General features: G+C 69.5%; 11 protein-coding genes and 2 rRNA genes. 8 read left to right on the top strand and 5 right to left on the bottom strand.

What is annotated here, in order from left to right:
* Positions 1 to 239: 239 nt before the first annotated feature.
* Positions 240 to 3355 (top strand): 23S ribosomal RNA (locus BJ999_RS23830).
* Positions 3356 to 3511: 156 nt separating this feature from the next.
* Positions 3512 to 3628: ribosomal RNA gene (gene rrf, locus BJ999_RS23825) — 5S ribosomal RNA — on the top strand.
* Between the two features lie 95 nt (positions 3629 to 3723).
* Here the strand turns inward: rrf and BJ999_RS43155 are convergent.
* Positions 3724 to 4329: a hypothetical protein gene (locus BJ999_RS43155; RefSeq protein ID WP_268247813.1), complete on the bottom strand. Its 606-nt coding sequence runs from the start codon at positions 4327 to 4329 to the stop codon at positions 3724 to 3726.
* A gap of 27 nt (positions 4330 to 4356) precedes the next feature.
* The gene (locus tag BJ999_RS23815; RefSeq protein ID WP_179831323.1) at positions 4357 to 4809 is read right to left on the bottom strand and encodes a hypothetical protein; all 453 of its coding nucleotides are present in this window, start codon (positions 4807 to 4809) and stop codon (positions 4357 to 4359) included.
* A gap of 45 nt (positions 4810 to 4854) precedes the next feature.
* On the opposite strand from BJ999_RS23815, the gene BJ999_RS23810 reads away from it, so the two are divergent.
* A complete protein-coding gene (locus BJ999_RS23810; RefSeq protein WP_229810327.1) occupies positions 4855 to 5793 on the top strand; it encodes a hypothetical protein in 939 nt (312 codons plus the stop codon).
* A gap of 101 nt (positions 5794 to 5894) precedes the next feature.
* Complete coding sequence (locus tag BJ999_RS23805; protein ID WP_179835340.1) at positions 5895 to 7061, top strand: alkaline phosphatase PhoX; 1167 nt, start codon at positions 5895 to 5897, stop codon at positions 7059 to 7061.
* Positions 7062 to 7068: 7 nt separating this feature from the next.
* On the opposite strand, the gene BJ999_RS23800 is transcribed toward BJ999_RS23805, so the two are convergent.
* Together BJ999_RS23800 and BJ999_RS23795 are read right to left on the bottom strand one after the other, a co-directional pair.
* Positions 7069 to 8007, bottom strand: a complete 939-nt coding sequence (locus tag BJ999_RS23800; RefSeq protein ID WP_179835339.1) for an MBL fold metallo-hydrolase — start codon at positions 8005 to 8007, stop codon at positions 7069 to 7071.
* Between the two features lie 7 nt (positions 8008 to 8014).
* Positions 8015 to 9364, bottom strand: coding sequence for a DUF1015 family protein (locus BJ999_RS23795; RefSeq protein WP_179835338.1), 1350 nt, complete (start codon positions 9362 to 9364; stop codon positions 8015 to 8017).
* 72 nt (positions 9365 to 9436) lie between these two features.
* Here BJ999_RS23795 and BJ999_RS23790 point away from each other — a divergent pair, with 72 nt between their 5' ends.
* Both BJ999_RS23790 and BJ999_RS23785 read left to right on the top strand, forming a co-directional pair.
* On the top strand, positions 9437 to 9880 hold the full coding sequence (locus BJ999_RS23790; protein ID WP_179835337.1) for a tetratricopeptide repeat protein: 444 nt from the start codon (positions 9437 to 9439) through the stop codon (positions 9878 to 9880).
* Positions 9881 to 9945: 65 nt separating this feature from the next.
* Positions 9946 to 10947 carry an HAD-IIA family hydrolase gene (locus BJ999_RS23785; protein ID WP_179838770.1) on the top strand — a complete coding sequence of 334 codons (1002 nt, stop codon included), beginning with the start codon at positions 9946 to 9948 and terminating at the stop codon, positions 10945 to 10947.
* A 43-nt stretch (positions 10948 to 10990) separates the two neighbouring features.
* Here BJ999_RS23785 and BJ999_RS23780 read toward each other — a convergent pair whose 3' ends face one another.
* Positions 10991 to 11332 (bottom strand): SCP2 sterol-binding domain-containing protein, encoded by a 342-nt coding sequence (locus tag BJ999_RS23780; RefSeq protein WP_179835336.1) that lies wholly within the window; start codon positions 11330 to 11332, stop codon positions 10991 to 10993.
* A gap of 114 nt (positions 11333 to 11446) precedes the next feature.
* Between BJ999_RS23780 and BJ999_RS23775 the strand changes: the two genes are divergently transcribed.
* Both BJ999_RS23775 and BJ999_RS23770 read left to right on the top strand, forming a co-directional pair.
* Positions 11447 to 11695 carry a hypothetical protein gene (locus BJ999_RS23775; RefSeq protein WP_179835335.1) on the top strand — a complete coding sequence of 83 codons (249 nt, stop codon included), beginning with the start codon at positions 11447 to 11449 and terminating at the stop codon, positions 11693 to 11695.
* Positions 11688 to 12491 (top strand): TlyA family RNA methyltransferase, encoded by an 804-nt coding sequence (locus BJ999_RS23770; RefSeq protein ID WP_179835334.1) that lies wholly within the window; start codon positions 11688 to 11690, stop codon positions 12489 to 12491. Before BJ999_RS23775 ends, BJ999_RS23770 begins: the two co-directional genes overlap by 8 nt.
* Positions 12492 to 12563 lie beyond the last annotated feature (72 nt).

Genomic DNA, 12563 nt, shown 5'->3' with positions numbered 1-12563 from the left:
TGTTGGGTCCTGAGGGAACGGGCGCGAGCTCGGGTGACCTCGGACTACGGGACCAGGACCGCATCATCTTCGGGTGGTGTGGTTTTGGTGGGCCCGGTTGTTTTTTGAGAACTGCACAGTGGACGCGAGCATCTCTGGTAGATGATGAGAGCCGCCTGGAGAGGGACCCTTCCTTTGGTGAGGGTTCTTTGAGGGTTGTTTTTGTTGTTTATCTGCGATTTGTTCTGATCGTTTTGTGTGTTCAAGTTTTTAAGGGCATACGGTGGATGCCTTGGCATCAGGAGCCGATGAAGGACGTGGGAGCCTGCGATATGCCTCGGGGAGTCGGCAACCAGACTTTGATCCGGGGATTTCCGAATGGGGAAACCTGGCACCCGTCATGGGGTGTCGCCGCCTGCTGAATGTATAGGCAGGTTGGTGGGAACGCGGGGAAGTGAAACATCTCAGTACCCGCAGGAAGAGAAAACAATAGTGATTCCGTGAGTAGTGGTGAGCGAAAGCGGAGGAGCCTAAACCGTGCGCGTGTGATAGCCGGCAGGCGTTGCGTGTGCGGGGTTGTGGGACCACCCTGGTCCAGCTGCCGCTGGGCCGAGGAGTTATAAACCGCTGGGATAGTCGAATGGCTTGGGATGGCCGACCGTAGACGGTGAGAGTCCGGTAGACGAAATTCGAGTGGCTTCTGGGTGTGTTCCCGAGTAGCACGGGGCCCGTGAAATCCCGTGTGAATCTGCCACGACCACGTGGTAAGGCTGAATACTTCCTGATGACCGATAGCGGACCAGTACCGTGAGGGAAAGGTGAAAAGTGCCCCGGTGAGGGGTCGTGAAATAGTACCTGAAACCGTGTGCCTACAAGCCGTCAGAGCCTCCTCAGTGAGGGACTTGTTCCTTGTTGTTGGTGATGGCGTGCCTTTTGAAGAATGAGCCTGCGAGTTATGGTGTGTGGCGAGGTTAACCGGTGTCGGGTAGCCGTAGCGAAAGCGAGTCTGAATAGGGCGTTTTTAGTCGCATGCTGTAGACCCGAAGCGGAGTGATCTAGCCATGGGCAGGGTGAAGCGCCGGTAAGACGGTGTGGAGGCCCGAACCCACCAGGGTTGAAAACCTGGGGGATGACCTGTGGTTAGGGGTGAAAGGCCAATCAAACTCCGTGATAGCTGGTTCTCCCCGAAATGCATTTAGGTGCAGCGTCGCGTGTTTCTTGCCGGAGGTAGAGCTACTGGATGGCTGATGGGCCCTACCAGGTTACTGACGTCAGCCAAACTCCGAATGCCGGTAAGTGAGAGCGCGGCAGTGAGACTGCGGGGGATAAGCTTCGTAGTCGAGAGGGAAACAGCCCAGATCATCGGCTAAGGCCCCTAAGCGTGTGCTAAGTGGGAAAGGATGTGGAGTTGCTGTGACAACCAGGAGGTTGGCTTAGAAGCAGCCACCCTTGAAAGAGTGCGTAATAGCTCACTGGTCAAGTGATTCCGCGCCGACAATGTAGCGGGGCTCAAGCACACCGCCGAAGCCGTGGCATTGACACGTATGTGTTGATGGGTAGGGGAGCGTCCTGTATCCGGTGAAGCCTCGGGGTGACCCAGGGGTGGAGGGTGCGGGAGTGAGAATGCAGGCATGAGTAGCGAATCACACGTGAGAAACGTGTGCGCCGGATGACCAAGGGTTCCTGGGGCAGGCTAATCCGCCCAGGGTAAGTCGGGACCTAAGGCGAGGCCGACAGGCGTAGTCGATGGACAACGGGTTGATATTCCCGTACCCGCTGGTATGCGCCAACGCTGAATCCTCTGATGCTAACCGCCTGAACCATCCTTTGGGCCTTCGGGTCTGTTGGGTGGGGAGCGTGGGGCCCGAGGGGGTAGTAGGTGAGTGATGGGGTGACGCAGGAGGGTAGCTCAGCCCGGGCGATGGTTGTCCCGGGGTAAGGCTGTAGGGAGAGAGATAGGTAAATCCGTCTCTCACGTATCCTGAGAGCTGATGCCGAGCCGTTTTAGGTGAAGTGAGTGATCCCATGCTGCCGAGAAAAGCCTCTAGCGAGTGTACCGGCGGCCCGTACCCCAAACCGACTCAGGTGGTCAGGTAGAGAATACCAAGGCGATCGGGTGAACTGTGGTTAAGGAACTCGGCAAATTGCCCCCGTAACTTTGGGAGAAGGGGGACCTCGCCTGGTGATGGCATTTGCTGTCTGAGCTGGGTGGGGTCGCAGAGGCCAGGGGGAAGCGACTGTTTACTAAAAACACAGGTCCGTGCGAAGTCGTAAGACGCTGTATACGGACTGACGCCTGCCCGGTGCCGGAACGTTAAGAGGACCGGTTAGGGGGACTTGTTCCTTCGAAGCTGAGAATCTAAGCGCCGGTAAACGGCGGTGGTAACTATAACCATCCTAAGGTAGCGAAATTCCTTGTCGGGTAAGTTCCGACCTGCACGAATGGCGTAACGACTTCCCCGCTGTCTCAACCACAGGCCCGGCGAAATTGCAGTACGAGTAAAGATGCTCGTTTCGCGCAGCAGGACGGAAAGACCCCGGGACCTTCACTATAGCTTGGCATTGGCGCTTGGAGCGTCTTGTGTAGGATAGGTGGGAGACTGTGAAGCCCAGACGCCAGTTTGGGTGGAGTCGTTGGTGAAATACCACTCTGGTCGTTTTGAGCGTCTAACCCGCACCCGTGTATCCGGGTGGGGGACAGTGCCTGGTGGGTAGTTTAACTGGGGCGGTTGCCTCCCAAAATGTAACGGAGGCGCCCAAAGGTTCCCTCAGCCTGGTTGGCAATCAGGTGGCGAGTGCAAGGGCACAAGGGAGCTTGACTGTGAGACGGACGTGTCGAGCAGGTGCGAAAGCAGGGCCTAGTGATCCGGCACCTACGTGTGGAAGTGGTGTCGCTCAACGGCTAAAAGGTACCCCGGGGATAACAGGCTGATCTTCCCCAAGAGTCCATATCGACGGGATGGTTTGGCACCTCGATGTCGGCTCGTCGCATCCTGGGGCTGGAGTAGGTCCCAAGGGTTGGGCTGTTCGCCCATTAAAGCGGCACGCGAGCTGGGTTTAGAACGTCGCGAGACAGTTCGGTCCCTATCCGCTGTGCGCGTAGGAGAATTGTGAGGGTCTGTCCCTAGTACGAGAGGACCGGGACGGACGAACCTCTGGTGTGCCAGTTGTCCCGCCAGGGGCACGGCTGGTTGGCTACGTTCGGTCGGGATAACCGCTGAAAGCATCTAAGCGGGAAGCCTTCCTCGAGATGAGTTCTCCCACCCTGTTAAAGGGGTGTAAGGCCCCCGGTAGACGACCGGGTTGATAGGCCGGAGATGGAAGCGCGGTAACGTGTGGAGTCGACCGGTACTAATAGGCCGAGTGGCTTGAACACACTGAACGTTCAGAGTGAATTGCTGCGAGAGATGTTCGCGTCCCTGTGTGGTTCCCAGAAAACAACCGGGAACCCGTTAGACTTAACTTAATTGAATGTCGAGCCGATGGCTCGGACGTGGATTTGCCCACCCAGGTTGGGTGGTGCGTTGAGACGTTCGGTGGTTTTGGCGAGGGGGAAACACCCGGTCCCATCCCGAACCCGGAAGTTAAGCCCTTCAGCGCCGATGGTACTGCATGGGAGACCGTGTGGGAGAGTAGGACACCGCCGGACTTGAATTGGTCGAGGGTCGCCCCCGGAATTTGCGGGGGCGGCCCTCGACGCATGTCATGGGCCTGTCGAAGTAGGCTGAAGACTCCACCGAACCATCAAGAACAGTGACGGACGTGATGAGCGCGGAAGAGGACGGCCGTAGCGACGACAGCCGCGAGCGGCGGGGCGGCAACGGACGGCGGGATACGCCGGCCCGTCGCGGGGGCGATGCCCGCGGCGGTCAGGGAGGGCCCGGGGCCCGCAAGAGCGGGGGCCCTCGCGGCGGAGGGTTCCGCGCCGGTGGCCCGCAGAGCGGGCGCGGCCGCCCCGGCGGCAGGCAGGAGCGCGACGCGCGTGGTCAGCGCGATGACCGTAAGCCCGGCCGTCCGTTCAAGCGCTCCGAGGATCGACGTGATGATCGGCGTCCCGAATCCCGTGAGGGCCGCTCGGAGGGAACCGGCGGCCAGCGCGGCGAGCGCAAGGACAGTCGGTTCTCTGGGCCGCGCGGTGGGCGCAAGGAGGGACGTTTCTCCGGTCAGGGCGGCGAGCGCAAGGACAGTCGGTTCTCTGGGCCGCGCGGTGAGCGTAAGGAAGGCCGTTTCTCCGGTCAGGGCGGCGAGCGTCGCGAAGGCCGTTTCTCCGGGCCGCGCGGTGAGCGCAAGGAAGGCCGGTTCTCCGGGCAGGGCGGCGAACGCAAGGAAGGCGGGCGTTTCTCCGGGCAAGGTGGTGAGCGTCGCGAAGGTCGTTTCTCAGGTCAGGGCGGCGAGCGTCGCGAAGGCCGTTTCTCCGGGCCGCGCGGTGAGCGTAAGGAAGGTCGGTTCTCTGGTCAGGGCGGTGAGCGCAGGGAGGGCCGTCCCTCTGACAACCGTGCGCCTCGCGCGGGCCAGGGTGGCGGCGGGCCGCGCCGGGAAGGGCGCCCAGGCGGATTCCAGGGGCGTGGCGGCCAGGGTGAGCGTCGCTCCCAGGGACGTCCGCAGGATCGTCCGTTCAAGGGCCGTCGCGATGAGCGCGACGAGCGTCGTCCGAGCGGGCGGCGGTTCGAAGGCAAGCGCGAAGGACGTCCAGGAGAGCGCGACAAGCCGTTCAAGGGCCGCGGTGGACCGAGGCGCCCTCAGGACGGCGAACGCTCCTATGGGCCGCCTCGCGATCGCAGAGACCGGCCGGCGCGGTACGAGGAGCGCGAGCGTCCGGCGCCGAAGCATGACGATCCGCTGCTGCCCGAGGACGTCACCGGCGACGAGCTCGACGTGGAGGCCCGCGAGGAGCTGCGCACGCTGCCCAAGGAACTGGCGACGAAGGTCGCCCGTCACCTGGTGATGGCGGGCCGCCTCGCCGAGGACGAGCCCGAGCAGGCCTACCGCCACGCGAAGGCGGCGCGGCGGCTCGCGTCCCGCGTCGGGATCGTGCGGGAGGCCGCCGGGATCGCGGCGTACCACGGGGGCGAGTGGGCGGAGGCGCTCGCCGAGCTGCGGGCCGCACGGCGGCTGGGCGCCGGCGACTACTCCTACCTGCCCGTCATGGCCGACTGCGAGCGCGGTCTCGGACGGCCCGAACGCGCCCTCGACCTGATCAAGTCGCCCGAGGCGGAGAAGCTCGACCCGACGGGGCGCGTGGAGCTGCGCATCGTGGAGTCGGGCGTGCGGCGCGACATGGGCCAGAACGACGCGGCCGTGGTGACCCTGCAGATTCCGGAGCTGCGCGACCGGCGGCTCCGGCCGTGGTCGGTGCGGCTGTTCTACGCCTACGCGGACGCGCTCGTCGAAGCGGGACGCGAGGGCGAGGCGTCCGACTGGTTCGCGCGGGCCGCCGCGGCCGACCGCGACGGGGACACCGACGCGGCCGAGCGGTACGCCGAGCTCGAAGGCCTCCAGATCCTCGACACGGAAGAGGACGAGGACTTCGCCGACGTCCGGGCGGGAGAGCCCGCCGGAACGCCGGCGGAGGACCTCGCTGGAACGCCGGCGGAGGAGATTCCCGAGGCGCCGGTGGAGGAGACCGCCGAGGAGCCGGTGGAGGAATCCGCCGGGGCGGAGGAGCCGGAGGCCGTCGAGGCTTCGGCGACCGATATCGCGTTCAGGCCCGCCGAGCCCGAGGTGCTGGACGCGCCGGACGAGGGCGCGCCCGGGGTGCCCGCGGTCTTCCTGGAGCCGAAGCAGGCCGACGAGGAGCGGCCGCAGGCGGACTGACCTCCGGTACTTGACTGGCGGGTAGCTTTCCCGGATATTCACGGGACCGCGCCGTTCGGGGGGCCGCCGGACGCGTCCGGCGGAGACTCTTTGGAGTTGCCATGCCCTTGGACCGACGCACGTTCCTGCGCGCCGCCGCCGTCGCCGGCGGGACGACCGCCTTCTCGGGCGCCCTGTGGCAGCGGGCCTTCGCATCGGGGCCCGCGCAGCCCGGGCCGGGCCCGTACGGGCCGCTGCTGTCCGCGGACGGTAACGGAGTGCAGTTGCCGCAGGGATTCAGCAGCCGGGTTGTGGCACGCTCGCTCCAGCGCGTCGAAGGGACGAGGTACACGTGGCATCCGGCCCCCGACGGGGGCGCGTGCTTCCGCGACGGGGACGGCTGGATCTATGTCAGCAACTCGGAGGTGCCCGCGGTCGGCGGGGTGTCGGCCATGCGGTTCGACGGGTCCGGGAAGGTCACCTCGGCGTACCGGATCCTGAACGGCACCTCGCTGAACTGCTCCGGAGGGGCGACGCCGTGGGGGACGTGGCTGTCGTGCGAGGAGCACGACCTCGGCCTCGTCCATGAGACGGACCCGCGCGGACAGAAGGGGGCGGTGTCCCGCCCGGCGCTGGGCCGGTTCAAGCACGAGGCGGCGGCCTCCGACCCCGAGCGCAAGGTCGTCTACCTCACCGAGGACCAGTCGGACGGCTGCTTCTACAGGTTCCGGCCGCAGTCCTGGGGCGACCTGTCGGCCGGGACGCTCGAAGTGCTGGTCGGCTCCGGGACGGGTCCCGTCCAGTGGGCGAAGGTGCCGAACCCTCAGGTGTGGCTCACGCCGACCCGGGACCAGGTGGACGGCGCCATGCGCTTCCACGGCGGTGAGGGCTGCTACTACACGCGCGGCGTCTGCTACTTCACCACCAAGGGCGACAACCGCGTGTGGGCGTACGACGCGGCCGCCGCCCGGCTGGACATCGCCTACGACGACGACCTCGTCACCAGCGGCGAGGCGCCCTTGCACGGGGTCGACGCGGTCACCGCCACGGCGTCCGGCGACCTCTACGTCGCCGAGGACGGCGACAACATGGAGATCAACCTCATCACCGCCGAGGGGGTCGTGACGCCGTTCCTGCGCGTGGTCGGCCACGACGAGTCGGAGGTCACCGGGACGGCGTTCAGCCCGGACGGGTCGCGCCTGTACTTCTCGTCCCAGCGCGGCAAGAGCGGGTTCGTGGCGGGGACGGACGGCTACACCTTCGAGGTGACCGGCCCGTTCCGCCGCTGACCCGCCGCTAGGCGTGCCGGTCGAGGGCGTGCATGATGCCGGCGACGTTGCTCTCGGCGCTGTTGAGGATCTCGTACTTGGCGGCCAGTTCCGGATCGATGTCGTCGCTCATGGACGCGTAGCGGTCCCTGGTGCGGTCCACGACCATCGCGACGGCGTGGTCGAGGTCCAGGCCCTGGTCGTGGGCGGCCCGCACGGCGTCCACCCAGACCCGCAGCTCCTCCGCCGAGCGCTCCAGCGTGTCCTCGACCTCCCGCACGGGCCCGTAGTGCGCGAACAGCAGGCGCTGCGGGCCCAGCGACCGGAACTTGCCGAGCGACTCCAGCGCCGTGTCGAGGTCGAAGTCCGGGGGCGGCGTGGCGGGCCGCACGTCCGCCGTCTCCGGGATGTAGATGCCGGCGGCGTCGCCCACGTAGAGGTCGCCGGTCTGCGAGTCGACCAGCCCGACGTGGTGCTTGGCGTGGCCGGGGGAGTAGTGCGACTCCAGCCGCCGCCCGCCGCCGAGGTCGATCACGCCGGTGTCCTCGACGGCGCGGATCCGCGCCGCGTCCGTGGGCTTCAGCTCGCCGAACAGGGTGTCGAGGGCGTCCCCGTAGATCATGCGGGCGCTGCGCATGAGGCGGGACGGGTCCGCCAGGTGCCGCGCGCCCTTCTCGTGGACGACGATCTCCGCCTGCGGGTACATGCCGGCGATGTCGCCGACGCCGCCCGCGTGGTCGAGGTGGATGTGCGTCACGACCACGCTCGCCAGGTCGTCCGGGCCGACGCCCATCTCGCGCAGCGCGGCCTGCACGACGGGCGCCGAGCCGGACGTGCCCGGCTCCACCAGGCATGGCCGGTCGGAGAGGATCAGGTATCCGGCGGTGATGCCGGTGTATCCGGCCATCCGCGTGTCGATCTCGTAGACGTCCCCGCCGAGCGGCGTGATCGTGGTCGTGGTGTCCATTCCCCGATCATGGCTCCTGCGCGGCGCCCGGGTCGAGAAGGCGCAGGACGAGGCCGGTGCGGGGCTTGGGGCCGAACGAGGTGGACTTGCGCGGCACGCGTTCGCCCCCGTTCGCGACCGCCAGCACGTCCTCGACCTTGAGCGGGTTCAGGATCACGGCCGTCCCGCCGCTGCGCCGGGCGCGGGCGAGGGCCGCGGACGGGTCGTCGTGCACCACCTCGATGGCGTTCTCGTTCTCCGGGACGCCCCACACCTCGCCGATCAGCAGATGGTCGAGGACGGCGGTGTCGAGCGCGCGCCAGCGGGGGGAGTGCTCTGGCGGCATCGCCTCGCGCAGGGCGTCTCGATCGGGGCCGGTGAGCAGGTGCAGGGAGTCGCCGCCGCCGAGAAGGAACGCGGGCCCCTCCGCGCGGGCGAGCGCGTTCAGGGCCTCGTCCTCGTCCAGGAAGCGGGTCACGCCGAAGACCTGGCCGGCCTTGTCCAACGCGATGTCCGGGCGGAGCCCGGGAAGCACGCGGTGGATGGCGCCCAGGTGCGGCGGGTAGCGCGTCGAGTCGACCAGCAGGGCCAGCCCGGCGTCCCAGGGGCCGGGGCCGTCGCCGGCCGCGTGGCGGCGCGCCTGGAGGGCGCGGTAGGTGGCGTAGCGGTGGTGGCCGTCCGCGATGAGGGCCTGCTTGCCGCGCAGGTCGGCGGCCACCCGCGCGTGCAGGCCCGGGTCGGTGACGCGCCACAGCCGGTGCGTCAGCCCGTCGTCGGCGTCGAACTCCATCAGCGGGGGCCCGGCCGCGGCGCCGTCGACGACGCCGGCCGCGTCCCCGCCGCCCTCGTACACCAGGAAGATCGGCTCCAGGTTGGCGTTCGCCGCCGCCATCAGCGCGAGCCGGTCGCGGACCGGGCCGGGGAAGACGTTCTCGTGCGGCAGCACCACGCCGTCGGACTCCGCGCGCAGGCCGAGGCCGCCGATCAGGCCGCGCTGCAGGACGGTCCCGCCGCGGGCCGCCTCGTAGACGTACAGGGCCGGTTCGGGGTCGACGGCCAGCGCGCCGCGGTCCAGCCAGCGGCGCAGCCGCCGGCCGGCGGCGTCGTAGGTCTCCCCGGCGGCGCGCGGGAGGTTGAGCCGGATGATGTTGTGGCCGCCCTCCGCGAACAGCCGCAGCGCCGCCGCCTCGTCGATCAGGTCGTACGGCGGCATGGTCACCGACGCCGGGTCGCCGGCCACCTCGGGGACGAAGCGGACGCCCCGGAACGGGGACAGCTCCAGGCCGCCGCCCGTGCGCGGGGCCGCCGTCCCGAAGACGCGTGCGCTGAACTCCTCCGGGGCGAGACCGGAGGAGAGGTCGTCGTCCACGCTGGGCATGCTATTCAGCGGAGAGCGCCCGGTGCCGCGGCGGGTACGGTCATAGTGATCGATGTCCGAGGGGAGGTCCACATGAGTACTCAAGGACCCGGACGGCCGCAGGATTCCCCAGGAGAGGACCCGGGCGAGCATGCGGACTGGCCGCGGGGCGGTGTCTACGAGTGGTACACGCGGGGCCTCGAACTGCTGCGGGCGGGCAGCTCCGCGGCGGCGCTGCAGCTGCTGACCAGGGCGGCCGAGGCCGAGCCGCAGTCGCACAGCATCCGCGAGGCGCTCGCCCGCGCCCAGTTCGGGGCGCGGCAGTTCGGCGCCGCGGCCGAGAGCTTCCGCGGGATCGTGGAGCAGGAGCCCGCCGAGGACTACGCGCGGTTCGGGCTCGGGCTGTCGCTCAGCCGGATGGGCGACTTCGAGGCCGCCGTCGAGCATCTCGCGCTCGCCGCGGCCATGCGCCCGGAGAACCAGGACTACGCGCGGGCGTTGCAGCACGCCAGGGCCACGCTCGCGGCCCGGCGCTGACCCACCCCTTACCCGTCGGTAACAACCCCCGTACGATCGCAGGCATGACAGGCATGAGGAGCGCGATGAAAGGCAGCGAACGTCCCCTGAGCGAGGCGTACGACGTCGCCCTGCTCGACCTGGACGGGGTCGTCTACGTCGGCCGCAGGCCCGTCCCCGCGGCGGCGGAGTCGCTCGCGAAGGCACGCGCGGCGGGGCAGCGGCTGGCGTTCGTGACCAACAACGCCTCGCGGACGCCGTCGGCGGTCGCGGCGCTGCTCACCGAGGTCGGCGTCCCCGCCGAGGCGTCGGACGTGGTGACCTCCGCGCAGGCCGCCGCCCGCCTGCTGGCCGAACGCCTGCCCGCCGGGTCGGAAGTGCTCGTGGTGGGCGGCATGGGGCTGCGCCACGCCCTCTACCAGCGGGGCCTGCGCCCGGTGTCGACGGCGTCGCGGCGTCCCCCCGCCGTCGTGCAGGGCTACCACCCCGACCTCGGGTACGGGCTGTTGTCCGAGGGCGCCCAGGCGGTCAGCGCGGGCGCCTTGTTCGTCGGCTCCAACGGCGACCTGACCATCCCCGGCGGCGAGGGGCCTCCCCACCCGGGCAACGGGGCCCTCCTCCGCGTGATCAGCGCCGCCACCGGCGTGGAGCCGATCATCACCGGCAAGCCCGAACGGCCGCTGCACCAGGAGTCGATCCTGCGCACCGGCGCCGAGCGCCCGCTGGTGGTCGGAGACCGCCTCGACACCGACATCGAGGGAGCCCACAACGGCGGCGCCGACAGTCTCCTCGTCTTCACCGGCGTCACCGGCCACCTCCAGGCGCTCACCGCCCCGCCCCACCGGCGCCCCACCTACCTCGCGCCGGACCTGTCCGGCCTGCTCGTCCCGCACCCGGAGACCGTCCGGGAGGACGGCGCCCACCGGTGCGGCGGCTGGACGGCGCGCCGCGACGGGGACGCGTTCGCGCTCAGCGGATCCGGCGACCCCCACGACGGCCTCCGCGCCCTCGCGTCCGCCGCCTGGGAGACCGAGAGGCCGCCGCCTCCGGAGGCCCTCACCGAGGCCCTGGAGACCCTGTCGCTCTGAAGCCGGGGCCGTGGCCGCCGGTGGCGGCCCGGCCGGACGCCGGTCAGAGGAGTTTGCGCAGCCGGAGGAGGTCGAAGATGCTCGCCTCGATCTTCAGGCGGCCGGCGGTCCACGCCTTGGCCGGGTTCAGCTCGTCGAAGGCCATCGCGACGAGGTCGTCGCTGTCCACGGTGAGGCGCACCTGCGCGGCCCCGGGGTCCTCGTCGCGCTCGAACGGGTCGAGGCCGCCCCCGTGGAGCCGGCTGCGGAAGGCCAGCCCGAGGTCCGCGACCCGGCAGCTGACCGTCCGCTCGACGACGTGCTCGGCGAGCCGGTCGGCGTCCACCTCCGCCAGGCGCGCCGCGACGCGCTCCAGCGCCGCACGGCACTCCTCCTCGTTCGCCATGGTCAGGCAGTTCCCCGTTCGTCCGGCATCGATGTCGTTCAGGGACGGTAGCGTTCATGGTGAGCCGGAGGCGACTCGTCGCGTGCGCTCCGGGAGCACTGGGAGGTAAACGTGATGTCCGACGAGGCCGCGGAGGAGCCGGAGTTCCCGGCGGCGCCGCCGCCCGATCCGACCGGCGACCCCCGCGTGGACGCCGCCGTCGCCCTCCTCGGCCAGCTCGGCGGGCGGCCCGTCGCCGCGCACGTGGAGGTCTTCGAGGACGTCCACCAGCGGCTCCAGGAGCTCCTCGCCTCCGCCGACCAGGACGAGCGGCCGGCGCAGCCCCGGCCCGCCTTCCCCGACGCCCTGCGCCCCCGTGAGTAGCCGGCGCCGCCTGGACGCCGAGCTGGTGCGCCGCGGGCTGGCCCGGTCGCGGGAGCAGGCCGGGCAGCTGATCGGCGACGGCCGGGTCCGCGTCGGCGGGCAGACCGCGGCTAAGGCGGCCACGCAGGTCGAGGCCGGGGCCGCGATCGTCGTGGCCGACGACGGCGGCGGCCCGGAGTACGTCTCGCGCGGCGGGCACAAGCTCGCCGGCGCGCTGGAGGCGTTCGCGGGCCTGGACGCCCGGGGCCGGGTCTGCCTGGACGCGGGCGCCTCGACCGGCGGGTTCACCGACGTCCTGCTGCGCGCGGGCGCGGCGCACGTGTACGCGGTCGACGTCGGGTACGGGCAGATCGCCTGGTCGCTGCGGACCGACGACCGCGTCACCGTCCTGGAGCGGGTCAACATCCGCGACCTGGAGCCGGGGATGCTCGACGGCGCGCGGCCGAGCCTCGTCGTCGGCGACCTGTCGTTCATCTCGCTCAGGCTCGTCCTCGGGCCGGTCCAGCGGTGCGCGGCCCCCGAGGCCGACTATGCGGTCATGGTGAAACCGCAGTTCGAGGTCGGCAAGGACCGGGTCGGCGCGGGCGGCGTCGTCCGCGACCCGGAACTGCGCGCCGACGCGGTGCGCGGGGTGGCCGGGCACGCGGCGGCGCTCGGCCTCGGCGTCCTCGGGGTGGCGGCGAGCCCGCTGCCGGGGCCGTCCGGCAACGTGGAGTACTTCCTGTGGCTGCGCGCGGGAGCCCCGCCGCTGGACGAGGAGGCCCTGGCGAAGGCCATCGCGGAGGGCCCGCAGTGAGCGGCGGTGCACCGCGCCCACAGAGGGCGTCGAAACCTGGGACGTCCCGCGCCGGGGCGTTCGTCCAGACGG

It is taken from the genome of Actinomadura citrea (genome assembly GCF_013409045.1).
GTDB lineage: Bacteria > Actinomycetota > Actinomycetes > Streptosporangiales > Streptosporangiaceae > Spirillospora > Spirillospora citrea.
The sequence above is the reverse complement of the archived record's forward strand: the minus strand, read 5'-3'. Positions and strand labels throughout refer to the sequence as shown.

Bases quoted from the DNA above. Each gene is read 5' to 3' on its own strand.
- BJ999_RS23815 (WP_179831323.1), bottom strand. From the start codon at position 4,809: ATGCTTCGGCGCCGGACGCTCGCGCTCCTCGTACCGCGCCGGCCGGTC.
- BJ999_RS23805 (WP_179835340.1), top strand. From the start codon at position 5,895: ATGCCCTTGGACCGACGCACGTTCCTGCGCGCCGCCGCCGTCGCCGGC.
- BJ999_RS23800 (WP_179835339.1), bottom strand. From the start codon at position 8,007: ATGGACACCACGACCACGATCACGCCGCTCGGCGGGGACGTCTACGAG.
- BJ999_RS23795 (WP_179835338.1), bottom strand. From the start codon at position 9,364: ATGCCCAGCGTGGACGACGACCTCTCCTCCGGTCTCGCCCCGGAGGAG.
- BJ999_RS23790 (WP_179835337.1), top strand. From the start codon at position 9,437: ATGAGTACTCAAGGACCCGGACGGCCGCAGGATTCCCCAGGAGAGGAC.
- BJ999_RS23785 (WP_179838770.1), top strand. From the start codon at position 9,946: ATGAAAGGCAGCGAACGTCCCCTGAGCGAGGCGTACGACGTCGCCCTG.
- BJ999_RS23780 (WP_179835336.1), bottom strand. From the start codon at position 11,332: ATGGCGAACGAGGAGGAGTGCCGTGCGGCGCTGGAGCGCGTCGCGGCG.
- BJ999_RS23775 (WP_179835335.1), top strand. From the start codon at position 11,447: ATGTCCGACGAGGCCGCGGAGGAGCCGGAGTTCCCGGCGGCGCCGCCG.